The sequence below is a fragment of the Pseudomonas sp. CFBP 13710 genome (assembly GCF_014842235.1).
GTDB lineage: Bacteria > Pseudomonadota > Gammaproteobacteria > Pseudomonadales > Pseudomonadaceae > Aquipseudomonas > Aquipseudomonas baltica.
Window position 1 is genome coordinate 128,889 of record NZ_JACYVJ010000005.1, and the last position, 23,322, is coordinate 152,210.

Here is a 23,322-nt window from a genome sequence, read left to right on the forward strand (position 1 = left end):
CACGCGGACGTGGTGGAATTGGTAGACACACTGGATTTAGGTTCCAGCGCCGCAAGGTGTAAGAGTTCGAGTCTCTTCGTCCGCACCAACCCGTACAGCCAGGCCTAGGCCTGCTGCGCAACGTGAAAGCCGCCTTCGGGCGGCTTTTTCGTGTCTGCGTTTCAGTCGACGAGTCACGCCTCTACGGGCTGGACCATGCTGAAGGTGATGACATTGCCGTTCTGCTCGACGCTCAGGTTGCCACTGTGCGCAACCGCGATGGCCTGAGAAATGTACAGCCCGATCCCCAGGCCGTTCTTGTTGCGCAGGTTTTCACTGCTGTGCGGCTTGAACGGCTGGAACAGCGTCGACAGGCGCTCGGGGGCCACCGGGGTGGTCTGGTTGAGGACCGACAGCCGCGTGTTGTTTTGCTCCGTGCTCAAGCTGATCAGTACCGGCGTATCCGGCGTGCCATGGTAGCGGGCGTTGCCCAGCAGGTTGGTGATGACCTGCGCGTAGCGGTCCGGATCGACCATGGCGCGCACATCCGGTTGGATGCGTGCCTCGATGGTCAGGCCAGGGAAAGCCACCGCCGTTTCATCGACGATGCTTTCGACCAGCGCCGACAGATCGGTTTCAACCCGATTGACCATGATGCCGAGGCCGGACTGCAGGCGGCTCATCTCAAGGATCTGGCTGATCAGCCGTTCCATGCGACCACTGGAGTGGCTGATGTGCTTGCGCAGTTCGGTGTCGCGCGTCTCGCTCGAGGACAACATGGCCGCAGCCATGGAAATCGACTGCAGCGGATTGCGCAGGTCATGGCCGAGCATGGCGATCAGGCGCTGACGCATGCCATCGATCTCGCTGGCACGGCTCAGGCACAATTCGACCAGGTCGCGTCGCAGCTTCTCGGCAATGGTGATATCGGTATCGCCCCAGTTGGCCGAACGCCCACGCACCACTTCTTCCCAAGCCTCGAAGGAGCCCCGTGGCGTCAGGCGTGGCCCGGACGGCCCGACCTTGACGATTTTCTCCGGCTTGCCGCCCCAGCGCACATTGTTGATTTCTTCCTTGCGCAGCCAAATCACCCAGCCCGATTCCTGGCGATGGAAACGGACCGCCAGAATGCCGCAGTAGCCGCTGGTATTGCGTTCACTCTCTGAACCCTGCCAATTGTCGGTGTGGAAGACCTCGAGGTTCGGGTCCTGCTCGACGTGCTCCAGCACTTGGCGACACAGTGGGTCGAAGTGCCCGCCGATGCTTTGGGTGCGACCCGACATGACCACTGCGGCGCCATCGCAGGGTATCAGCGCGGCAATGTTGTCCGGCTCGCCCGCCAATGCACTGACCAGGTCTTCGGAGTCGCGCGCCAGGGTCATGAGTTTTTGTTGCTGGTCGCTCGCCTGCTTCAAGGTCTGGGTGGCCAGGTTGTGCTCCAACCGCTCGACCAGCGCGCTGCACACCTGCGAGATGACCTGAAAAGACATGCGCAATGGATGCGCCATCGTCTTGGGTGCCATGTGATGGCAGGAGAACAGCCCCCACAGCTTGCCGCCGACGACGATCGACACGCTCATCGAGGCGCGCACGCCCATGTTGGTCAGGTATTCGCAGTGAATCGGCGAAACGCTGCGCAGGGTGCTGAAGCTGAGGTCGAACGGCTGGCCGGTCCGTGGGTCGAGAGACGGCGTCAATGGCGCTGGCGCATAGGCCACGTCGGCGATCAGGCGAATCGGGTTGAGTATATAAAGCAGGCGTGCCTGGGCAGGGATGTCCGATGCCGGGTAGCGCTGGCCCAGGTAGCTCTCGAGGTCTTCGCGGTGGGCCTCGGCGATGACTTCGCCAGACAGGTCGGGGCGAAAACGGTAGGCCATGACCCGGTCGAAACCTGTCATGTTGCGGATTTCGGCAGTCACGCGGCTCAGCAGTGCGTCGATGTCGTGGCGGTTCTGCATCTGGCTGATGATGCGCTGCGCGTACAGGGCGAACTGGCTGAACGAGCCGCTGGCGGTCCGACGCGGTTCGAACTCCAGATACAGGACCTGCAGATGGCGATGGGCAACCACGTCGAACAGGCGGCCAAGCAGGACACTCTCGACGCTGTTCGCCCAGTGATCACTGCTGGCAAGGCCCTCGGCGATCAAGGCCAGGGCATCGGCGCCCAGCAGTTCGCTGTTCGGGGTAGTGCCCGGCAATACATCCAATCCGGTGATGGCCATCAGGTTGGCGCTGCGAGTCAGCACGCGACCTTCGCCGTCCAGTGCGATCAGCGCGCCGTGAGGCTGAATGGCCCCGGGCCGATGAATGGGCTCGTCCTCGCAATTGGCGAGGGAGACCGGCGTGTCAGGGCTTATGGCCATGAGGGTCCTGCAAGAATAGAGGTTGCTACGGGAAGCGACAGAATGGCCGAGATCTCCACGTGGAAGTGCAAGGTAATGGCTTTATCCTTTGCATAGGATACCAGCGAGCCTGAGATTATCTTGCAAAACTTGTCCGTCAGGGCATTTGCAGGCCTGGGCCAGCCTTCTTTTGCTGCCGTTTGACGGTTTCTTCAGCGACTTTGTGCGCATCCATGTGCATAGGGTGACTTCTTGAGTTCGAGCCTCTAGAATGCTTGCCCTTGATCTGGGGTCGGAAATGGCCGGCTAACGTCTGTGCAACGAGGAAAATCCATGCAAGTTTCTGTTGAAAACACTTCCGCTCTCGAGCGCCGCATGACCATCGGCGTTCCCGCCGAGCGCATCGAGGCCGAAGTCAACAAGCGTCTGCAACAGACCGCCCGTAACGCCAAGATCCCGGGCTTCCGTCCAGGCAAGGTGCCTATGAGCGTCATCCGTCAGCGCTACGAGGCTGACGCGCGCCAGGAAGCTCTGGGCAACGTCATCCAGGCTTCCTTCTATGAAGCCGTGGTCGAGCAGAAGCTCAATCCAGCCGGCGCACCCGCCGTCGAGCCGAAAGTGTTCGAGAAGGGCAAGGACCTGGAATACATCGCCACCTTCGAAGTGTTCCCCGAGTTCGAAGTCGGCGCGTTCGACAGCATCGAAGTCGAGCGTCTGAGCGCCGACGTCGCCGACAGCGACCTGGACAACATGCTCGAAGTGCTGCGCAAGCAGAACGTACGCTACGAGCAGACCGATCGCGCCGCGCAGACCGAAGACCAGCTGAACATCGACTTCGTCGGCAAGATCGAAGGCGAAGAGTTCTCCGGTGGTTCCGCCAAAGGTACCCAGCTGGTTCTGGGTTCGGGCCGCATGATTCCTGGTTTCGAAGACGGCCTGGTCGGCGCCAAGGCCGGTGAAGAGAAGGTCCTGAACCTGAGTTTCCCCGAGGACTACCAGAACCTCGAGCTGGCCGGCAAGGCCGCCGAGTTCACCGTCACCGTCAACAGCGTTTCCGAAGCCAAACTGCCAGAGCTGAACGAAGAGTTCTTCGGCCAGTTCGGCATCAAGGAAACCGGTCTCGACGGCTTCCGCGCCGAAGTTCGCAAGAACATGGAGCGCGAGCTGCGTCAGGCAATCAAGGCCAAGATCAAGAATCAGGTCATGGACGGTCTGGTATCGACCAACCCGATCGAAGTGCCCAAGGCGCTGCTCGACAACGAAGTCGACCGTCTGCGCGTTCAAGCCGTGCAGCAGTTTGGCGGCAACATCAAGCCTGACCAATTGCCGGCCGAGCTGTTCACCGAGCAAGCCAAGCGTCGCGTCGTGCTGGGCCTGATCGTTGCCGAAGTGGTCAAGCAGAACGAACTCAAGCCGGACGAAGCACGCGTGCGCGAGCTGATCCAGGAAATGGCCTCGGCCTACCAGGAGCCTGAGCAAGTTGTATCGTGGTACTACAAAAATGATGAGCAGCTGAACGAAGTCCGTTCGGTTGTGCTGGAAGAACAAGTTGTGGATACTGTTCTGCAGAAAGCCAAGGTGACCGACAAGTCGGTCTCTTACGAAGAAGCGGTCAAGCCGGCGGAAGCAGCACAAGCCGAGTGATCGTTCTCTGAGGTTCGAAAACACCATAAGCCAGCCTTCGCGCTGGCTTATGCGTATTCAAGACATGACTATTTGGGAGTGAGTGCGAGACATGTCCCGCAATTCTTATATTCAGCAGAGCTCTGACATCCAGGCCGCAGGCGGCCTGGTCCCGATGGTTATCGAGCAATCGGCTCGTGGCGAACGTGCGTACGACATCTACTCGCGCCTGCTCAAGGAACGAGTGATCTTCCTGATCGGCCCTGTGGAAGACTACATGGCCAACCTGGTCGCCGCGCAGTTGCTGTTCCTTGAGGCGGAAAACCCGGACAAGGACATCCATCTCTACATCAACTCACCAGGCGGGTCGGTGACGGCGGGGATGTCGATCTACGACACCATGCAGTTCATCAAGCCGGACGTGTCCACCACCTGCATCGGCCAGGCCTGCAGCATGGGCGCGTTCCTGCTTGCCGGTGGCGCCGCGGGCAAGCGTCACTGCCTGCCCAACTCGCGCATGATGATTCACCAGCCGCTGGGCGGTTTCCAGGGCCAGGCCTCGGACATCGAGATCCATGCCAAGGAAATCCTGTTCATTCGCGAGCGTCTCAATTCGCTGCTGGCGCACCACACCGGCCAGAGCATCGAGACCATCGAGAAGGACACCAACCGCGACAATTTCATGAGCGCCGAGCGTGCGGTCGATTACGGTTTGATCGACTCTGTGATGTCCAAGCGCAACTTGCCCGCCTAAGCAGCCAGATGGGGGTGGTGGCCATGTCAGCCACCTGTGGGCTTGAAAAAGCCCGCAATAGCCTTCATCTTGTGTTGCAAGCCTATCGGATTTGGATCGATCGAATGACTGACACCCGCAACGGCGAGGACAACGGCAACAAGCTGCTCTATTGCTCCTTCTGTGGCAAAAGCCAGCATGAAGTGCGCAAATTGATTGCCGGCCCCTCGGTCTTTATCTGCGACGAGTGCGTCGACCTGTGCAACGACATCATCCGCGAGGAGGTGCAGGAAGCCCAGGCCGAGAGCAGCGCGCATAAATTGCCCTCGCCCAAAGAAATAAGCGGCATCCTGGATCAGTACGTGATTGGCCAGGAGCGCGCGAAGAAGGTTTTGGCGGTAGCGGTGTACAACCACTACAAGCGCCTGAACCAACGTGACAAGAAGAACGACGACGTCGAGCTTGGCAAGAGCAACATCCTGCTGATCGGCCCGACCGGTTCAGGCAAGACCTTGCTGGCTGAAACTCTGGCTCGCCTGCTCAACGTGCCGTTCACCATCGCCGATGCCACCACCCTGACCGAAGCCGGTTACGTGGGTGAGGACGTCGAGAACATCATCCAGAAGCTGCTGCAGAAGTGCGACTACGACGTAGAGAAAGCCCAGATGGGCATTGTCTACATCGACGAAATCGACAAGATTTCGCGCAAGTCGGACAACCCGTCCATCACCCGTGACGTTTCGGGCGAAGGCGTGCAGCAGGCGCTGTTGAAGCTGATCGAGGGCACCGTGGCCTCGGTACCGCCGCAAGGTGGTCGCAAGCATCCTCAGCAGGAGTTTCTGCAGGTCGACACGCGCAACATCCTGTTCATCTGTGGTGGTGCATTTTCCGGCCTGGAAAAAGTCATCCAGAATCGCTCCACCCAAGGTGGTATTGGTTTCGGTGCCCAGGTGCGCAGCAAGCAGGAAGGCAAGAAGGTCGGCGAGTCGCTGCGTGAAGTGGAGCCGGACGATCTGGTCAAGTTCGGGCTGATCCCCGAGTTCGTCGGTCGTCTGCCGGTTCTGGCAACGCTGGACGAACTGGACGAGGCGGCACTGATCCAGATCCTTACCGAACCGAAGAACGCGCTGACCAAGCAGTACGGCAAGTTGTTCGAAATGGAAGGCGTGGATCTCGAGTTCCGCAGCGATGCCTTGAAGTCCGTTGCTCGTCGTGCTCTTGAGCGCAAGACTGGTGCGCGAGGCCTGCGTTCGATTCTCGAAGGCGTTCTGCTCGACACCATGTATGAAATTCCTTCGCAGACCGATGTAAGCAAAGTGGTCATCGATGAGAGCGTGATCGAAGGGACGTCCAAGCCGCTGTTGATCTACGAAAACAGCGAGCCGCCGGCGAAGGCTGCACCCGACGCCTGATCGACAATCTGAGCTGGAACAAGGAAGGGGCCTACGGGCCCCTTTCGTTTTTCAGACAGTGAACTTGTTTTTTGCGGGGCGAGCCCCCACATTGAAGGCATGCTCAATTCCATCTGTTTACGGCCTTCGGGGCCGCTGTAGAGGCGAAATCATGAAGACAACCATCGAATTGCCTCTCCTGCCATTGCGTGATGTCGTCGTCTATCCGCATATGGTTATCCCGCTGTTTGTGGGTCGTGAGAAGTCCATCGAAGCCCTCGAGGCGGCGATGTCTGGCGAAAAGCAGATCCTTTTGCTCGCGCAGAAGAATCCCGCCGATGATGATCCAGGTGAGGACGCCCTGTACCGTGTCGGTACCGTTGCCACCGTTCTGCAGCTACTCAAGCTGCCTGACGGCACCGTCAAGGTGCTGGTCGAAGGCGAGCAGCGCGGCAGCGTCGAGCAGTTCCTGGAGATCAACGGCCACGTTCGCGCCGAAGTGCAATTGATCGACGAAGTCGATGCGCCGGATCGCGAGTCCGAAGTGTTCGTGCGCACGCTGCTGGGTCAGTTCGAGCAGTACGTGCAGTTGGGCAAGAAGGTCCCTGCCGAGGTGCTGTCCTCGCTGAACAGCATCGATGAGCCTGGCCGCCTGGTCGACACCATGGCCGCGCACATGGCGCTGAAAATCGAACAGAAGCAGGAGATCCTCGAGATCATCGAGTTGCCGGCGCGTGTCGAACACGTACTGGCACTGCTGGATGCCGAGATCGACCTGCTGCAGGTCGAGAAGCGCATTCGCGGGCGGGTCAAGAAGCAGATGGAGCGCAGCCAGCGCGAGTACTATCTGAACGAGCAGATGAAGGCCATTCAGAAAGAGCTGGGCGATGGCGAGGAAGGGCACAACGAAGTCGAAGAGCTGAAAAAGCGCATCGACGCGGCGGGCCTGCCCAAGGACGCCCTGGCCAAGGCCACGGCCGAGTTGAACAAGCTCAAGCAGATGTCGCCGATGTCTGCAGAAGCAACGGTGGTGCGGACTTACATCGACTGGCTGGTGCAGGTGCCTTGGCAGGCGCAGAGCAAGGTGCGCCTCGACCTGGCTCGCGCCGAAAGCATTCTTGATGCCGATCACTACGGGCTCGAAGAGGTCAAGGAACGCATCCTCGAATACCTCGCTGTGCAGAAGCGCGTGAAGAAAATCCGTGGCCCTGTGCTGTGCCTGGTCGGGCCGCCCGGTGTGGGCAAGACCTCCCTGGCCGAATCCATCGCCCATGCCACCAACCGCAAGTTCGTGCGCATGGCCTTGGGCGGTGTTCGCGACGAAGCCGAGATTCGCGGTCACCGTCGTACCTACATCGGTTCGATGCCTGGTCGTCTGATTCAGAAGATGACCAAGGTGGGGGTCCGCAATCCGCTGTTCCTGCTCGACGAGATCGACAAGATGGGCAGCGACATGCGCGGCGATCCGGCCTCGGCGCTGCTGGAAGTGCTCGATCCAGAGCAGAACCATAATTTCAACGATCACTACCTGGAAGTCGACTACGACCTTTCCGACGTGATGTTCCTGTGCACCTCGAACTCGATGAACATTCCGCCGGCGTTGCTCGACCGGATGGAAGTGATCCGTCTGCCCGGCTACACCGAAGACGAGAAGATCAACATCGCGATCAAGTACCTGTCGCCCAAGCAGATCGAAGCCAACGGCTTGAAAAAGACCGAAGTCGAGATCGACGTCGAGGCGATCCGCGACATCATTCGCTACTACACCCGCGAAGCGGGCGTGCGAGGCCTGGAGCGTCAGATCGCCAAGATCTGCCGCAAGGTGGTGAAGGAACATGCACACCTGAAGAAATTCACCGTCAAGGTCACCGCCGAATCGCTGGAGCACTTGCTGGGCGTGCGCAAGTTCCGCTACGGCCTGGCCGAGCAGCAGGACCAGGTGGGTCAGGTCACCGGCCTTGCCTGGACTCAGGTGGGCGGCGAGTTGCTGACCATCGAGGCTGCCGTGGTTCCCGGCAAGGGCCAGCTGATCAAGACCGGTTCGCTGGGTGACGTGATGGTCGAGTCCATCACGGCGGCGCAGACGGTGGTACGCAGCCGCGCCAAGAGCCTGGGTATCGCGCCGGACTTCCATGAGAAGCACGACACGCATATCCACATGCCCGAAGGCGCCACGCCCAAGGACGGTCCGAGTGCCGGTGTCGGCATGTGCACTGCGCTGGTTTCGGCCCTGACCAAGATTCCGGTGCGTGCCGATGTCGCCATGACCGGCGAGATCACCCTGCGTGGCCAAGTATTGGCCATCGGTGGCCTCAAAGAGAAGTTGCTGGCGGCGCATCGTGGTGGAATCAAGACTGTAATCATCCCTGAAGAAAACGTGCGCGATCTCAAGGAAATTCCCGACAATATCAAGCAGGATCTGCAGATTAAACCTGTTAAATGGATTGACGAAGTCCTGCAAATTGCGCTGCAATACGCGCCTGAGCCCTTGCCCGATGTGGCTCCCGAGATTGTCGCCAAGGATGAGAAACGCGATACCGATTCCAAGGAACGAATCAGCACGCATTGAGCCTTGATTTGACTGGGTGGCTTTCTTGACAGTTTTTTAGAGCCCTTGTTATAAAGCGGCACTTGCTGTCTCGACAGCCACCCAGCGCACGTTTCACCACATACTTAGAAACAACTCAAAATATCGATATAAGGGGACTTATAGTGAACAAGTCGGAACTGATTGACGCAATCGCCGCATCTGCTGATATCTCCAAGGCTACAGCTGGCAAGGCGCTGGACGCCGTGATCGAATCCGTTACGGGCGCCCTTAAATCCGGTGATTCGGTTGTGTTGGTAGGTTTCGGTACGTTCTCCGTGACTGATCGCCCGGCGCGCACCGGTCGCAACCCGCAAACCGGCAAGGCGCTGGAAATCGCGGCTGCCAAGAAGCCCAGCTTCAAAGCCGGTAAAGCCCTGAAAGAAGCTGTCAACTAAGCTTCGGCCACGCCTTTGCTACCTGCTGCCAGGCCATGCCGGCAACAGGAGTGGAGCTGAGCAAGCTCCGCGAGTTACGAGAAGGCGCATCCTCGGATGCGCCTTTCTTCTATCCGGATTCCTATTACTCTCCGCGGTCGCTCTATCTGTACGACCGTTTTCGGGGGATGCATGCTGCAGAACATCAGGGATAACTCCCAGGGCTGGATTGCCAAGACCATCATCGGTTTGATCATCGTGTTGATGGCGCTTACCGGTTTCGACGCGATCTTCCAGGCCGCCAGCCACAGCCAGGACGCTGCCAAGGTCAACGGTGACGAGATCACCTTGAACGAGCTCAGCCAGGCCACCGAGATGCAACGTCGCCAGCTGATGCAACAGCTGGGCAAGGATTTCGATCCGGCCCTGCTCGACGACAAGATGCTGCGCGAAGCGGCCCTCAAGGGCCTGATCGACCGCAAGTTGCTGCTGCAAGGCGCACATGACGCCAAGTTCGCCTTCTCCGAAGGCGCGCTCGACCAGATCATGCTGCAGACACCGGAATTCCAGGTTGACGGCAAGTTCAGCGCCGAACGTTTCGACCAGGTCATCCGCCAGATGGGTTATGGCCGTTTGCAGTTCCGCCAGATGCTTTCCGAAGAGATGCTCATCAGCCAGCTGCGCGCCGGCCTGGCAGGCAGCAGCTTCGTGACCGACGAGCAGGTTGCTGCTTTCGCCCGTCTCGAGAAGCAGACCCGCGATTTCGCTTCGTTGACCTTCAAGGCTGACCCGTCGGCGACCAAGGTGACCGACGAGGAGATCAAGGCGCACTACGACGAGCACGCCAAGGAGTTCATGAGTCCCGATCAGGTGGTCATCGACTATGTCGAATTGAAGAAGTCTTCGTTCTTCGACCAGATCACCGTGAAGGACGAGGATCTCCAGGACGCCTACCAGAAAGAGATCGCCAACCTGTCCGAGCAGCGCCGTGCCGCGCACATCCTGATCGAAGTCAACGACAAGCTCGATGACGCGCAGGCCAAGGCCAGGATCGAGGAAGTCCAGGCGCGCCTGGAAAAGGGCGAGGACTTTGCCAAGCTGGCCAAGGAAGTCTCACAGGACCCAGGCTCGGCCAACAATGGCGGCGATCTCGGCTTCGCCGGCAATGGCGTGTACGACCCGGCGTTCGAAACGGCGCTCAATGCCTTGAGCAAGGGCCAGGTGTCGGCGCCGGTGCGCACCGATTTCGGCTGGCACCTGATCAAGCTTGAAGACGTGCAGGCGCCGGACGTGCCGACCTTTGCCAGCCTCAAGGCCAAGCTCACCAGCGACCTCAAGACCCAGGAAGTGGAACAGCGCTTCGTCACCGCCACCAAGCAGTTGGAAGACTCGGCGTTCGAAGCCTCCGACCTCGGTCAGCCGGCCCAGGAGCTGGGCCTCAAGGTGCAGACCTCCGAGCCATTCGGCAGGGACGGCGGCAGCCAGGGCGTCACGGCGAGTCGCGCAGTTGTCCAGGCTGCGTTCAGCCCCGAAGTGCTGGAAGAGGGTTCCAACAGCGCTGCGCTCGAGCTGGATCCGGAAACCATGGTCGTGGTGCGTGTGAAGGAGCATCGCAAGCCTGCGCAGCTGCCGCTGGAAGCCGTATCCGGGCCGATCCGTACCGAGTTGGCCAGGCAGCACGCTGCAGCCCAGGTGAAGGCCAAGGGCGAAGCATTGCTGGCCGGTTTGCGTGACGGCAAGGTGCCGTTGGCTGCCCGCCAGGACGGGCAGCCGTGGAAAGTGCTGGAGGCGGTCACCCGCGGTCAGGACGGCATCGAGCCGGCCGAGCTGCAGGCGCTGTTCCGCATGCCCAAGCCGCAGGCCAAGGAGAAGCCCGAGTTTACCAGTGTGTCGCTCAAGGACGGCAGCTTCGTGATTCTGCGCCTGGACGGCGTGAACGAGGCTGCTGCGCCCAGTGATGAAGAGAAGACCCAGTATCGCCGGTTCCTGGCGTCGCGTATGGGGCAGCAGGATTTTGCCGCGTATCGCAAGTTGCTGGAAACCAAGGCGGACATCACCAAGTATTGAGGTGATGGATGTTTGAACAAAAGGCCGCGTATGCGGCCTTTTGTTTGTCCAGGCATCGGCGGCGCCCTTTCGCGGCCGATGACCGCTCCTACGGAGATTTCTGAATCTCAGGTAAAAAAACGCCGCTCGAGGTGAGCGGCGTTTTCTTCGATCGAGTGCAGCCTGACGACTTACTCTTCGATATCACCCATGGCGGTGGTGTTGAAGCCGCCGTCCACGTACATGATTTCGCCACTGATGCCCGACGCCAGGTCGGAGCACAGGAACGCGCCGGCGTTGCCGACTTCGTCGATGGTGACGTTGCGGCGCAGCGGGGTCTGCGCCTGGTTGGCGGAGAGCATCTTGCGGAAGTTCTTGATGCCCGAGGCTGCCAGGGTACGGATCGGACCCGCCGATACGGCGTTGACGCGCGTGCCTTCCGGGCCCAGGGAACCTGCCAGGTAACGCACGCCGGCTTCCAGCGAAGCCTTGGCCATGCCCATGACGTTGTAGTTGGGCATGGTGCGCTCGGCGCCCAGGTACGACAGGGTCAGCAGGCTGCCATTGCGGCCTTTCATCATGTCGCGACCGGCCTTGGCCAGTGCCACGAAGCTGTAGGCGCTGATGTCGTGGGCGATGCGGAAGCCTTCGCGGGTGGTGGCCTGGGTGAAGTCGCCATCGAGCTGGTCGCCGGGGGCGAAACCGACGGAGTGAACGATGACGTCCAGGCCGTCCCACTTCTTGCTCAGGGCTTCGAAGACCGAGGCGATCTCAGCATCGCTGGCGACGTCGCAAGGGAAGCACAGATCGGCGCTCGAGCCCCAGCCAGCGGCGAATTCTTCGACGCGGCCCTTGAGCTTTTCGTTCTGGTAGGTGAAGGCAAGTTCAGCACCCTCGCGATGCATGGCGGCAGCGATGCCGGATGCGATGGACAGTTTGCTGGCGACACCGACGATCAGGACGCGCTTACCGGCGAGAAAACCCATGTGTTGTTCCTCTTCAGGTTAATCGACAGCCGTTGGGGCCAAGAAGGCTGCTTCCAACAGCTGCTGTGTATAAGGGTGCTGCGGCGCGGCAAAGATAGCCCGCGCCGCCCCTTGTTCGACGACCTGACCGTGCCGGATCACCATCAGTTGGTGACTCAAGGCTTTGACTACCGCCAGGTCGTGGCTGATAAACAAATAGGTCAGGTTGTATTTCAGTTGCAGTGAACGCAACAGCTCCACTACCTGGCGTTGAACGGTACGATCGAGCGCCGATGTGGGCTCGTCCAGCAGGATCAACGCCGGTTTCAAAACCAAGGCCCGGGCAATGGCGATACGTTGCCGTTGCCCGCCGGAGAACTCGTGAGGGTAACGATGGCGGGTCTGCGGGTCCAGCCCAACCTCCTCGAGCGCGGCAATGATAGCCTGTTCCTGCTCGGCTTCGTTGCCGATCTTGTGTATTCGCAGGCCTTCGCCGACGATCTGGCTCACGCTCATGCGTGGGCTGAGGCTGCCGAACGGGTCCTGGAAGACCACCTGCATCTGCTTGCGCAGCGGTCGTACCTGCTGCTGGGCCAAGCCGTCCAGCGCGGTGCCCTGGAACTGGATCGAGCCACGGCTGGCGATCAAGCGCATGATCGCCAGGCCCAGCGTGGACTTGCCCGAGCCGCTTTCGCCAACGATACCAAGGGTCTGCCCACGGGGCAGGGTGAACTGGATGCCATCGACGGCCTTGACGTGATCCACGGTACGGCCCAGCAATCCCTTCTTGATCGGGAACCACACGCGCAAGGCGTCGACCGCCAGTATCGGCTCGCCGACCGCGGTGGCCGCCGGCTCGCCACTGGGTTCGGCACCCAGCAGAACCTGGGTGTACGGATGCTGCGGCGCTCGAAACAATTCTTCGCACGTAGCCTGTTCGACGATGCGACCGCGCTGCATGACACATACCCGGTGCGCAATTCGCTTCACCAGGTTGAGGTCATGGCTGATCAGCAGCAACGCCATGCCCAGCCGCGCCTGCAGGTCTTTGAGCAGTTCGAGAATCTTCAGTTGCACGGTGACATCGAGTGCGGTGGTGGGCTCGTCGGCAATCAGCAGTTCAGGCTCGTTGGCCAGGGCCATGGCGATCATCACCCGCTGACGCTGGCCGCCGGACAATTCGTGCGGCAACGCCTTGAGGCGCTTGTGCGGTTCGCCGATGCCGACCAGCTCGAGCAATTCCAGGGTGCGCCGGGCAGCGGCGGCCCCGGTGAGCCCTTTGTGCAGGGCCAGCACTTCACCGATCTGCTTGCCGATGTTGTGCAGCGGATTGAGCGAGCTCATCGGCTCCTGGAAGATCATCGCGATGCGGTTGCCACGGATGTGCCTGAGCTGCTTTTCCGGGAGCGTGAGCAGGTCGCGGCCGTTGTAGACGATGGTGCCGCTGGGGTGCTGGGCGAGCGGGTAGGGCAGCAGGCGCAGGATGGAGTGCGCAGTCACCGACTTGCCCGAGCCGCTTTCACCCACCAGCGCGAGGGTTTCGCCACGGCGGATATCGAAGCTGATGTGTTCTACCACCCGTTGCCGACTTTCGCCGGCGACGAACTCGACGGCCAGGTCGCGGACCTCGATCAGATTGTCCTGGCTCATGTCATTTCCTCGGGTCGAAGGCGTCACGGGCCGATTCGCCAATGAACACCAGCAGGCTGAGCATCAGCGCCAGCACGGTGAAAGCACTGATGCCCAGCCAGGGCGCCTGCAGGTTGGACTTGCCCTGGGCGACCAGCTCACCCAGCGATGGCGAACCGGCAGGCAGGCCGAAGCCGAGAAAATCCAGGGCGGTCAGGGTGCCGATCGCGCCCGTCAGGATGAACGGCATGAAGGTCATGGTCGAGACCATGGCGTTGGGGAGGATGTGGCGGAACATGATCGCGCCGTTCTGCATGCCCAGCGCGCGGGCTGCACGCACGTATTCCAGGTTGCGGCCACGCAGGAATTCGGCGCGCACCACGTCCACCAGGCTCATCCAGGAAAACAGCAGCATGATGCCCAGCAGCCACCAGAAATTGGGTTGCACGAAGCTGGCCAGGATGATCAGCAGGTACAGCACCGGCAGGCCGGACCAGATCTCCAGGAAACGCTGGCCTGCCAGGTCCACCCAGCCGCCATAGAAGCCCTGCAGCGCACCGGCGATGACCCCGATGATCGAGCTGGCGATGGTCAGCGTCAGGGCGAACAGGACCGAGATGCGGAAGCCATAGATGACCCGCGCCAGCACGTCGCGCCCCTGGTCGTCGGTGCCCAGCCAGTTCTGCGCGGAAGGCGGCGCCGGTGCCGGTACCCTGAGGTCGTAGTTGATGCTCTGGTAGCTGAACGGGATCGGCGCCCAGAGCGTCCAGCTGTCCTTGGCCTCCAGCAGTTCGCGCAGGTAGGGACTTTTGTAGTTGGCTTCGAGGGGGAATTCGCCGCCGAACGTCGTTTCCGGGTAGCGTTTGAAGGCAGGGAAATACCACTCGCCGTCGTAGCGCACCGCCAGCGGTTTGTCGTTGGCGATCAGTTCGGCGCCCAGGCTCAGGCCGAACAGCAGCAGAAACAGCCACAGTGACCACCAGCCGCGCTTGTTGGCCTTGAAGCGCTCGAAGCGGCGTCGATTGAGGGGAGACAGGTTCATCTCAGTGCTCCCGATGGCCGAAGTCGATGCGTGGATCGACCAGGGTGTAGGTAAGGTCGCCGATCAATTTCACCACCAGCCCCAGCAAGGTAAAGATGAACAGGGTGCCGAACACCACCGGGTAATCGCGATTGATCGCCGCCTCGAAGCTCATCAGCCCCAGGCCGTCGAGGGAGAAGATCACTTCGACCAGCAGGGACCCGGTGAAGAAGATGCCGATGAAGGCCGAGGGGAAGCCGGCGATCACCAGCAGCATGGCATTGCGGAACACGTGGCCGTACAGCACGCGACGATTGCTCAGCCCCTTGGCCTTGGCGGTGACCACGTATTGCTTGCCGATTTCGTCGAGGAAACTGTTCTTGGTCAGCAGCGTCATGGTGGCGAAGTGGCCGATCACCAGGGCGCCGACCGGCAGCACCAGGTGCCAGAAGTAGTCCAGCACCTTGCCGCGCCAGCTCAGCTCCTCGAAATTGTTGGACGTCAGGCCGCGCAGCGGGAACCAGTCCAGGTAGCTGCCGCCGGCGAACACCACGATCAGCAGGATGGCGAACAGGAAGGCGGGAATGGCATAGCCGATGATGATCGCCGAGCTGGTCCAGACGTCGAAATGGCTGCCGTGGCGGGTGGCCTTGGCGATGCCCAGGGGAATCGACACCAGGTACATGATCAGGGTGCTCCACAGGCCCAGCGAGATCGACACCGGCATCTTTTCCACGATCAGGTCGATGACCTTGGCATCGCGGAAGAAGCTGGTACCGAAATCCAGCTGCGCATAGTTCTTGATCATGATCCACAGGCGCTCGGGGGCTGGCTTGTCGAAGCCGTACATCTTCTCGATTTCCTTCACCAGCGCCGGGTCCAGGCCCTGCGCGCCGCGGTAGCTGGAACCGGCGACCGCCACTTCGGCACCACCGCCGGCGATGCGGCTGGTGGCGCCGTCGAACCCTTCCAGCTTGGCGATCATCTGCTCCACCGGCCCGCCGGGGGCGGCCTGGATGATGGCGAAGTTGATGATCAGGATGCCCAGCAGGGTAGGGATGATGAGCAGCAGTCGGCGCAGGGTATAGGCCAGCATGTCAGGGCGTCTCGGAAGGCGTGGGGGTTACCGCCGGCGTGGCGTGGGGCTTGCTCCACCAGGTCTGCAGGCCCACGTCGTAGCGTGGCGTGATGGCCGGGTGGCCGATGTGGTTCCAGTACGCCACGCGCCAGGTCTTGATGTGCCAGTTGGGGACCACGTAGTGGCCCCAGAGCAGGACGCGGTCCAGAGCGCGGGCATGATCGACCAGGTCCTGACGTGAAGTGGCATTGATCAGGCTTTCCACCAGGCTGTCGATGGCCGGGTCCCTGAGGCCGATGTAGTTGCGGCTGCCGGGCTTGTCGGCACTGGACGAGGCCCAGAACTCGCGCTGCTCGTTGCCGGGCGAGGTGGACTGGGAGAAACTGCCGACCATCATGTCGAAGTCGCGCGAGCGAATGCGGGTGATGTACTGGGAGACGTCGACGCGGCGGATCACCAGTTCGATACCCAGGTCGGCGAGGTTGCGCTTGTACGGCAGCAGCACCCGGTCGAAATCGGCCTGGGTCAGCAGGAACTCGATCTTCACCGGTGTGCCCCGGGCATCGACCATCTTGTCGTCGACGATGCGCCAACCCGCTTCCTGCAGCAGTTTGTAGGCCCGACGCTGCTGCTCGCGCAGCATGCCGCTGGCGTCGGTGACCGGGTTGTTGAACGGTGTATCGAAGACTCGTTCGGGAATCTGCCCGCGCAGCGGTTCGAGAATCTTCAGTTCGGCGGGGCTTGGCAGGCCCGAGGCCGCCATGTCGGAGTTCTCGAAAAAGCTGTCGGTGCGCGTGTAGGCGCCGTTGAACAGCTGTTTGTTGGTCCACTCGAAATCGAACACCAGAGCCAGGGCTTCGCGCACGCGCACGTCCTGGAACAGCGGCTTGCGCAGGTTGAACACGAAGCCCTGCATGCCGGTCGGGTTGCCGTTGGGTATTTCTTCGCGGATCAGGCGCTTTTCGCGGACTGCAGGAATGTCGTAGGCGGTGGCCCAGTTCTTCGCGCTGCTTTCGAGCCAGTAGTCGAACTGTCCGGCCTTCATGGCTTCCAGGGCCACGGTGCTGTCGCGGTAGTACTGGATGTCGAGCACGTCGAAGTTGAACATGCCGCGGTTCATCGGCAGGTCGCGTGCCCAATAGTCCTTGACCCGCTCGTAACGTATCGAGCGACCGGCCTTGACCTCTGCCACCCTGTAGGGCCCGCTGCCCAGCGGAATGTCCAGGCTGCCCTTGGTGAAATCGCGGCCTTCCCAGAAGTGCTTGGGAAGTACCGGTAGTTGACCGAGGATCAGTGGCAGCTCGCGATTGTTGCTGTGCTTGAACTTGAACAGCACCCGTTGCGGGTCTTCGGCGACCACTTCGGCGACGTCGGCGTAGTAGCTGCGATACAGCGGCGAGCCGCTCTGGATCAGGGTCTGGAAACTGAACACGACGTCTTCGGCGTGCATCGGCCGGCCATCGTGGAAACGCGCTTCGGGGCGCAGGTAGAAGCGCACCCAACTGTTGTCCGGGGCTTTCTCGATGCGCCCGGCGACCAGGCCATACTCGGTAAACGGCTCGTCCAGGCTTTGCCGCGCCAGGGTATCGTAGTTAAGGTCCATGTCGTCGGCAGGCACGCCCTTGCTGATGAAGGGATTGAGGCTGTCGAAGCTACCCACGCCTTTCTGGCGAAAGGTGCCGCCCTTGGGCGCGTCGGGGTTGACGTAGTCGTAGTGCTGGAAGCCGGCCGGGTATTTCGGTGCTTCGTCGTACAGGGTGAGGGCATGTTGGGGCGCGGCCTGTGCCAGGCTGGCCGCAAGGCTCAGCGCGCATGCGCCGAGGGCTCTGGCCAAGGCAGGTAATGGCATCATTGACTCTTCTCCGTAGGCTTGACCCACCAGGCACTCAGGCCCAGGGTGTACGGCGGTGTAGTGACGAATGCCAACCGGCTGCGGTACGCCAGGCGGTGGTAGTCCAGGTACCAGTTGGTCACCATGTAGTGCTGCGACAGCAGCACGCGGTCCAGTGCCCTGGCGGCGGCTACCTGGTCGTCACGGTTCTGGGCGCCGAGCAGTTGCTCCAGCAGGCGATCGACCACCGGGTTGGCAATGCCCGCATAGTTCTTGCTGCCGCGCACGGTGGCTTGGCTGGAGTGAAAGTACTGCCATTGCTCGAGGCCCGGGCTGAGGGTCTGCGGCAGGGTCAGCGAGATCATGTCGAAATCGAACTGGTCCAGGCGCTGTTTGTATTGCGCGCGATCGACGCTGCGCAGGTTGGCCTGCACGCCGATACTGGCCAGGTTGGCGACATAGGGCCCCAGGATGCGCTCCAGATTGGAATTGACCAGCAGGATTTCCAGGCGCAACGGCTGGCCTGCGGCATTGCGCAGACGGTCGCCCTGCAGCGTCCAGCCCGCATCCCCAAGCAGCTTCAGGGCCTGGCGCAAGGTGGCTCGAGGAATGCCGTTGCCGTCGGTACCGGGCATGTTCGGCGCTTCCAGAAAGAGGGCCGGGCTCAGTGCGTTTTTGTACGCCGACAGCAGCAGGCGTTCCTTGCCGCTGGGCAGGCCAGTGGCGGCGAATTCGCTGTTGGGGTAATAGCTCTCGGAGCGCCGATACGCGCCGCTGAACAGCGCGCGGTTGGTCCATTCGAAATCCAGCAACAGCCCCAGTGCTTGGCGCACGCGGGGGTCGCTGTAGGCCGGGCGGCGAGTATTGAAGAACAGGCCCTGGGTCTGCGTCGGGATCTTGTGGGGAATCTGTGCTTTGATCACATCGCCGCGACGCACTGCGGGAAAGTCATAGCCGTTGGTCCAGTTCTTCGCCTGGTGCTCGATGTAGATGTCGAACTCGCCGGCCTTGAACGCTTCGAAGGCCACGTCGCTGTCGCGGTAGAACTCGACCTCCATGCGATCGAAATTGTATTTGCCGCGATTCACCGGCAGATCCTTGCCCCACCAGTTTCGATCCCGTTCCAGCACCAGCCTTCTGCCCGGTACCACCTGCTTGATGCGATAGGGGCCGCTGGTCACCGGCGCCTCGAAAGTGGTCGCCTGGAAGTCCCGACCTTGCCAGTAATGCTTGGGCAGGATCGGCAGTTCGCCCAGGCGCAGGATCAGCAGCGGATTGCCCGAGCGCTTGAACACGAAGCGGATGCGAGTCGGGCTCAGCACATCGACCCGCAGCACTTCCTGCAGGTTGGTGCGGTACATCGGATGGCCCTGGGTCAGCAAGGTACGGTACGAGAACGCCACGTCGGCGCTGGTGATCGGGTGGCCGTCGTTGAACCGCGCCTGCGGCCTGAGATTGAACACCACCCAGCTGCGGCTTTCGTTGTATTCCACCGACTGGGCGATGAGACCATAACTGGAGCTGGGCTCGTCCCCCGAGGGCGCGTACTGGCCGGTACCTACCATCAACGGCTCGTTCAGCTCGTTGATGCCGTACTGCAGGAAGTTCGCAGTCTGGACCGGGCTGGTGCCCTTGAAGGTATAGGGGTTGAGCGTGTCGAACGTACCGAAGGCCATCGTCCGCAACGTGCCACCCTTGGGCGCATCGCCGTTGACCCAATCGAAGTGGCTGAAGCGTGCCGGGTATTTGAGCGTTCCGAATTGCGCATAGCCGTGGCTTTGGATGATCGTCGCGTTGGCGCAGGCGCTCAACGCAAGGCCCAGCAGGCAGGCCAGCAGGCGGAAGGGAAGGAGACGCATCAATTCATGAATCCGAACCGGTCGGCAATGACTTTGTTGCGCTTACAGTAACAGTTTGTCTCAGCAGGAAGAAGAGTGGTGATGGCGTTAAGCTGGCGCTGGAACGCTCCTCAGGGGGAGCGTTCCAGGTCAGCGCGCACTCAGCGGCGGTTGAGGTAGACCGTAAGGGTCTGGCCAGGCTTGAGCGCGTGGCCGCTGCGCGGATTCCAGCGCTTGAGATGCTGCATCTCGACGTTGAAGCGCTTGGCGACCAGGTACAGCGAGTCGCCCTTGCGCACCTTGTAGGTGGTGGTCTTCTGCGCATCGCTGGCAGCCGAGCCAGCCCTGGCCGCCAGGCGGCCCTTGGCCGGGGTTTCGGCCTGCATGACCAGGGTCTGGCCGGCCTTGAGGTTCTTGCCGGTCAGGCGGTTCCAGCGCTGCAGGTCGCGGGTATCGACCTTGTTGGCCTTGGCGATGGACGCCAGGTTGTCGCCGCGCCGCACGGTGTACGACTTGGGCCGGCTGGGCTGCACCACCGCCACTTCGTCGAAGACGCGCTGGGCAGGTGCCAGGGTCAGCAGTTCTTCGGGCTTCATGTTCGACAGGCTGGCGGTCAGCAACTGAGCCTTGGCCGTGGGCACCAGCAGGTGCTGGGTCGGCTCCATGGTGACGCGCTTCTTGAATGCCGGATTGAGCTGGAACATCTCGTCTTCGTCGATGCCGGCCAGCGCCGCGACGCGGGACAGGTCGACGCGCTGGTTGACCTCCACCACGTCGAAGTACGGTTGGTTGGCGATCGGGTTCAGATTCACGCCGTAGGCCTGGGGCGATTGCACCAGTTCGGCCAGGGCGAGCAGCTTGGGCACATAGTCACGGGTCTCCTGCGGCAATGGCAGGTTCCAGTAGTCAGTCGGCAGGCCGAGCTTTTCGTTGCGCTCCATGGCGCGGCTGACCGTGCCTTCGCCGGCGTTGTAGGCCGCCAGGGCCAGCAGCCAGTCGCCGTTGAACATTTCGTGCAGCTTGCTCAGGTAGTCCAGCGCCGCACCGGTGGAGGCGGTGACATCGCGACGACCGTCGTAGAAGTTGGTCTGGCGCAGGTTGAAGTAGCGGCCGGTGGACGGAATGAACTGCCACAGCCCGGAGGCATCGGAGCGCGAATAGGCCATCGGGTTGAAGGCGCTTTCGATGACCGGCAGCAGCGCCAGCTCCAGCGGCATGTCGCGTTCTTCCAGGCGCTCGACGATGTAGTGCATGTACAGGCTGCCACGGCCGCTGGCACTTTCCAGGAACGATGGGTTGCTGACGAACCACAGGCGCTGCTGTTCGACGCGCGGGTTCATGGCAATGCTGTCTTGCAGCTGGAAACCGTCGCGAATCCGCTCCCACACGTCCTGTGGGGCCTTCTTGGGCTGGCTCTGGTTGACGAAAATCGGCTTGGGCCGCACGTGTGCGGTCAGGGCGTGAGGGCGTGCGTCCGGGGCGGCGCCCGAAGACACGCTGGCGGTGCTCTGGCAGCCGGCCAGGCCGGCGCACAGCGTGACCGCGATCGCCTGGGCCAGTCGCGTCAATGCGTCGGACTTGATGGTTTTACGTATGGATGACGACATTGGCTGGAGGATAGTTCCGCGCGAAAATGTCGGGCGATTCTAGAAAGTGACCGAAGGTCGGTCAACCTTTGAGAAATTTCCGACACAAATCAGTGCCCTTCAGAACTTATCTTTCCAACTACGCAAGGTTGCGAACACCGCCTGCGCCGTGCCGTGAGAGGTTCCGGCCCGTTCGTCTGCTTTTTGTTTAACGGATGTTTCAGCAGCCCGCAGAAATGGGTTCGTGCGCTTTTCCAGGCCGATCGAGGTGGGCAGGGTGATCGCATTGCGCTGGCGCAGCGCGGTGACTTCCTCCAGCCGCTTGGCAATGTCCGGATTGCCGGGTTCTACCGCGCTGGCGAATTTCAGGTTGCTCAGGGTGTATTCGTGAGCGCTGTAGACCAGGGTGTCATCGGGCAGTACGGCCAGGCGCGAAAGCGATGCGTGCATCTGCTGCGCGGTGCCTTCGAACAATCGCCCGCACCCGGCGGCGAACAACGTGTCGCCGGGGAACAGCAGGGGCTGCGTGTCGCTCAGGTGGTAGAACGCGATGTGCCCCGCGGTGTGCCCCGGCACGTCGTGGACCTGCAGGTGCAGGCCGAGCACGTCCAGGCTGTCACCTTCGCGCAGGGCGCGGTCGCGGGCCGGGATCGATTCCCCGGCAGGCCCACTGACCTGCGCGCCGGTGCGCCGCTTGAGCGCCTGAACGCCGCCGACGTGATCGTTGTGGTGATGGGTGACGAGGATATCGGTCAGGCGCATGTCGGGATGGGCGTCGAGCCACCGCTCGACCGGCCCGGCATCGCCCGGATCGACGACCGCGCAGTGGCGCGCCGCAGTGTCTTGTAACAACCAGATGTAGTTGTCGGAGAAAGCGTTCAGCGCGTGAATCTGTATCATGGCTCGGTTCGCTTGATTTCGATTAATGGTCCATCTTAGTGCCCCGTCGGCATTAGGTGAACCTCAGTGTGGGAGATCGTCATGACCGATACCGCCTTTGCCCAGGCCGACCCACAGTGGCTGGCCCTGATCGGCCAGGCCCGCGAATGGTTCGCCGGGCCGCACGGCCAGTTGCTGCTGCGCGAAGAACAGCGCTTGCTCGAAGAAGAGCTGGCGCGCTTCTTCGGCGGCTATCTGGTGCATTACGGCCCCAGCGCCGAGCCACCGCCGGTGGCCGGGCAAATCCACCGCAACGTGCGCATGGGTGCGCCCTTTCCAGGCGTCGAGATCGTGTGCGAAGAGCAGGCCTGGCCGCTGGGCGAACATGCCGCGGACGTCGTGGTGCTGCAGCACGGGCTGGATTTCAGCCTCTCGCCCCACGGCCTGCTGCGCGAAGCGGCCAGCGCGGTGCGGCCGGGTGGGCACCTGCTGATCGTCGGCATCAACCCGTGGAGCGCCTGGGGCGCGCGCCGGGTGTTCGCCAAGGACGGGCTGCACAAGGCGCGCTGCTTCTCCGCTTCGCGGGTGGCCGACTGGCTGAACCTGCTGGGCTTCGGGCTGGAGAAACGCCGGTTCGGGTGTTATCGTCCGCCGCTTGCCTCGCCCCGCTGGCAGGCGCGCCTGGCCGGCCTCGAACGCGTCGCCGGCAAGTGGCAGAGTGGCGGTGGGGGCTTCTATATATTGGTTGCGCGCAAGATGGTGGTAGGTCTGCGGCCATTGGTGCAGCAACGCCGCGAGCCAATGGGCAAGTTGCTGCCGCTGCCGATGGCCAAGGTCAACCGAGACAATTCGAACATCGATGGAAAAGCCTGATGAGTGACACTGTGGAAATCTTCACCGACGGCGCCTGCAAGGGCAATCCTGGCCCCGGCGGCTGGGGGGCATTGCTGGTGTGCAAGGGCGTGGAGAAGGAGTTGTGGGGCGGCGAAAGCACCACCACCAACAACCGCATGGAGCTGACCGCAGCCATTCGCGGGCTGCAGGAACTCAAGCGCGGCTGCGACGTGCTGCTGGTGACCGACTCCGAGTACGTGATGAAAGGCATCAACGAGTGGATGGTCAACTGGAAAAAGCGCGGCTGGAAAACCGCCGCCAAGCAGCCGGTGAAGAATGCCGACCTCTGGCAGCAGCTCGACGAGCAGGTCAATCGCCATCAGGTCAAATGGCAGTGGGTACGCGGCCACAACGGCCATGCGGGCAACGAGCGCGCCGACGACCTGGCCAACCGTGGGGTCGATGAAGTGCGTGGCATGCGCCCGGCGTAGGCGGCCCGGTAACCCCATAGGAGCCCCTGCTGCGCTGTGCTAGAGTTTCACCGGTTGCCGTTCAGGCCCTTCGCTCCACCTTGATCTTCGTT

At 61.8% G+C, this 23,322-nt stretch carries 17 protein-coding genes and 1 tRNA gene; 9 read left to right on the forward strand and 9 right to left on the reverse strand.

Going from position 1 to position 23,322, the window contains the following annotated elements:
* The first annotated feature begins 3 nt into the window (after positions 1–3).
* Positions 4–88: transfer RNA gene (locus IFT44_RS13705), tRNA-Leu, on the forward strand.
* 85 nt (positions 89–173) lie between these two features.
* Here the strand turns inward: IFT44_RS13705 and IFT44_RS13710 are convergent.
* On the reverse strand, positions 174–2,342 hold the full coding sequence (locus tag IFT44_RS13710) for a GAF domain-containing protein (protein WP_192176054.1): 2,169 nt from the start codon (positions 2,340–2,342) through the stop codon (positions 174–176).
* Between the two features lie 312 nt (positions 2,343–2,654).
* On the opposite strand from IFT44_RS13710, the gene tig reads away from it, so the two are divergent.
* The 6 genes from tig (at position 2,655) to IFT44_RS13740 (ending at position 11,099) form a co-directional block, all read left to right on the forward strand.
* A complete protein-coding gene (gene tig, locus IFT44_RS13715) occupies positions 2,655–3,965 on the forward strand; it encodes a trigger factor (RefSeq protein WP_192102324.1) in 1,311 nt (436 codons plus the stop codon).
* A 91-nt stretch (positions 3,966–4,056) separates the two neighbouring features.
* Positions 4,057–4,698, forward strand: a complete 642-nt coding sequence (clpP, locus tag IFT44_RS13720) for an ATP-dependent Clp endopeptidase proteolytic subunit ClpP (RefSeq protein WP_122476013.1) — start codon at positions 4,057–4,059, stop codon at positions 4,696–4,698.
* Between the two features lie 104 nt (positions 4,699–4,802).
* Entirely contained in the window at positions 4,803–6,089 is a 1,287-nt protein-coding gene (clpX, locus tag IFT44_RS13725) for an ATP-dependent Clp protease ATP-binding subunit ClpX (RefSeq protein ID WP_122476011.1), read from the forward strand.
* A gap of 151 nt (positions 6,090–6,240) precedes the next feature.
* Positions 6,241–8,637, forward strand: a complete 2,397-nt coding sequence (gene lon / locus IFT44_RS13730) for an endopeptidase La (protein WP_192058147.1) — start codon at positions 6,241–6,243, stop codon at positions 8,635–8,637.
* A gap of 143 nt (positions 8,638–8,780) precedes the next feature.
* The gene (locus IFT44_RS13735) at positions 8,781–9,053 is read left to right on the forward strand and encodes an HU family DNA-binding protein (RefSeq protein WP_049858847.1); all 273 of its coding nucleotides are present in this window, start codon (positions 8,781–8,783) and stop codon (positions 9,051–9,053) included.
* A gap of 171 nt (positions 9,054–9,224) precedes the next feature.
* On the forward strand, positions 9,225–11,099 hold the full coding sequence (locus tag IFT44_RS13740; RefSeq protein WP_192176055.1) for a SurA N-terminal domain-containing protein: 1,875 nt from the start codon (positions 9,225–9,227) through the stop codon (positions 11,097–11,099).
* Between the two features lie 170 nt (positions 11,100–11,269).
* Here the strand turns inward: IFT44_RS13740 and fabI are convergent, their stop codons facing one another.
* From fabI to gloB, 8 genes are all read right to left on the reverse strand, one after another.
* Complete coding sequence (gene fabI, locus IFT44_RS13745; RefSeq protein WP_122476006.1) at positions 11,270–12,064, reverse strand: enoyl-ACP reductase FabI; 795 nt, start codon at positions 12,062–12,064, stop codon at positions 11,270–11,272.
* Between the two features lie 18 nt (positions 12,065–12,082).
* Positions 12,083–13,693, reverse strand: coding sequence for an ABC transporter ATP-binding protein (locus IFT44_RS13750; RefSeq protein WP_192176056.1), 1,611 nt, complete (start codon positions 13,691–13,693; stop codon positions 12,083–12,085).
* Between the two features lies 1 nt (position 13,694).
* Entirely contained in the window at positions 13,695–14,714 is a 1,020-nt protein-coding gene (locus tag IFT44_RS13755) for an ABC transporter permease (RefSeq protein ID WP_192176057.1), read from the reverse strand.
* A gap of 1 nt (position 14,715) precedes the next feature.
* Positions 14,716–15,789, reverse strand: a complete 1,074-nt coding sequence (locus IFT44_RS13760; protein WP_192176058.1) for a microcin C ABC transporter permease YejB — start codon at positions 15,787–15,789, stop codon at positions 14,716–14,718.
* A gap of 1 nt (position 15,790) precedes the next feature.
* Positions 15,791–17,623, reverse strand: coding sequence for an extracellular solute-binding protein (locus IFT44_RS13765; RefSeq protein ID WP_185794484.1), 1,833 nt, complete (start codon positions 17,621–17,623; stop codon positions 15,791–15,793).
* Entirely contained in the window at positions 17,620–19,461 is a 1,842-nt protein-coding gene (locus IFT44_RS13770; protein WP_192176059.1) for an extracellular solute-binding protein, read from the reverse strand. Before IFT44_RS13770 ends, IFT44_RS13765 begins: the two co-directional genes overlap by 4 nt.
* 140 nt (positions 19,462–19,601) lie before the next feature.
* Positions 19,602–21,047 carry a lytic transglycosylase domain-containing protein gene (locus tag IFT44_RS13775; RefSeq protein WP_192102319.1) on the reverse strand — a complete coding sequence of 482 codons (1,446 nt, stop codon included), beginning with the start codon at positions 21,045–21,047 and terminating at the stop codon, positions 19,602–19,604.
* Positions 21,048–21,146: 99 nt separating this feature from the next.
* Positions 21,147–21,926 (reverse strand): hydroxyacylglutathione hydrolase, encoded by a 780-nt coding sequence (gloB, locus tag IFT44_RS13780; protein ID WP_192176060.1) that lies wholly within the window; start codon positions 21,924–21,926, stop codon positions 21,147–21,149.
* 81 nt (positions 21,927–22,007) lie between these two features.
* Here gloB and IFT44_RS13785 point away from each other — a divergent pair, with 81 nt between their 5' ends.
* Positions 22,008–22,778, forward strand: a complete 771-nt coding sequence (locus IFT44_RS13785) for a class I SAM-dependent methyltransferase (protein WP_122475993.1) — start codon at positions 22,008–22,010, stop codon at positions 22,776–22,778.
* The gene (gene rnhA, locus IFT44_RS13790; RefSeq protein WP_122475992.1) at positions 22,778–23,230 is read left to right on the forward strand and encodes a ribonuclease HI; all 453 of its coding nucleotides are present in this window, start codon (positions 22,778–22,780) and stop codon (positions 23,228–23,230) included. The genes IFT44_RS13785 and rnhA overlap by 1 nt, the downstream gene beginning before the upstream one ends.
* Positions 23,231–23,322 lie beyond the last annotated feature (92 nt).

Bases quoted from the DNA above. Each gene is read 5' to 3' on its own strand.
- clpP (WP_122476013.1), top strand. From the start codon at position 4,057: ATGTCCCGCAATTCTTATATTCAGCAGAGCTCTGACATCCAGGCCGCA.
- IFT44_RS13755 (WP_192176057.1), bottom strand. From the start codon at position 14,714: ATGAACCTGTCTCCCCTCAATCGACGCCGCTTCGAGCGCTTCAAGGCC.
- IFT44_RS13785 (WP_122475993.1), top strand. From the start codon at position 22,008: ATGACCGATACCGCCTTTGCCCAGGCCGACCCACAGTGGCTGGCCCTG.
- gloB (WP_192176060.1), bottom strand. From the start codon at position 21,926: ATGATACAGATTCACGCGCTGAACGCTTTCTCCGACAACTACATCTGG.
- IFT44_RS13765 (WP_185794484.1), bottom strand. From the start codon at position 17,623: ATGATGCCATTACCTGCCTTGGCCAGAGCCCTCGGCGCATGCGCGCTG.
- lon (WP_192058147.1), top strand. From the start codon at position 6,241: ATGAAGACAACCATCGAATTGCCTCTCCTGCCATTGCGTGATGTCGTC.
- rnhA (WP_122475992.1), top strand. From the start codon at position 22,778: ATGAGTGACACTGTGGAAATCTTCACCGACGGCGCCTGCAAGGGCAAT.
- IFT44_RS13760 (WP_192176058.1), bottom strand. From the start codon at position 15,789: ATGCTGGCCTATACCCTGCGCCGACTGCTGCTCATCATCCCTACCCTG.
- IFT44_RS13740 (WP_192176055.1), top strand. From the start codon at position 9,225: ATGCTGCAGAACATCAGGGATAACTCCCAGGGCTGGATTGCCAAGACC.
- IFT44_RS13710 (WP_192176054.1), bottom strand. From the start codon at position 2,342: ATGGCCATAAGCCCTGACACGCCGGTCTCCCTCGCCAATTGCGAGGAC.
- IFT44_RS13770 (WP_192176059.1), bottom strand. From the start codon at position 19,461: ATGCGTCTCCTTCCCTTCCGCCTGCTGGCCTGCCTGCTGGGCCTTGCG.
- clpX (WP_122476011.1), top strand. From the start codon at position 4,803: ATGACTGACACCCGCAACGGCGAGGACAACGGCAACAAGCTGCTCTAT.
- fabI (WP_122476006.1), bottom strand. From the start codon at position 12,064: ATGGGTTTTCTCGCCGGTAAGCGCGTCCTGATCGTCGGTGTCGCCAGC.
- IFT44_RS13750 (WP_192176056.1), bottom strand. From the start codon at position 13,693: ATGAGCCAGGACAATCTGATCGAGGTCCGCGACCTGGCCGTCGAGTTC.
- tig (WP_192102324.1), top strand. From the start codon at position 2,655: ATGCAAGTTTCTGTTGAAAACACTTCCGCTCTCGAGCGCCGCATGACC.
- IFT44_RS13775 (WP_192102319.1), bottom strand. From the start codon at position 21,047: ATGTCGTCATCCATACGTAAAACCATCAAGTCCGACGCATTGACGCGA.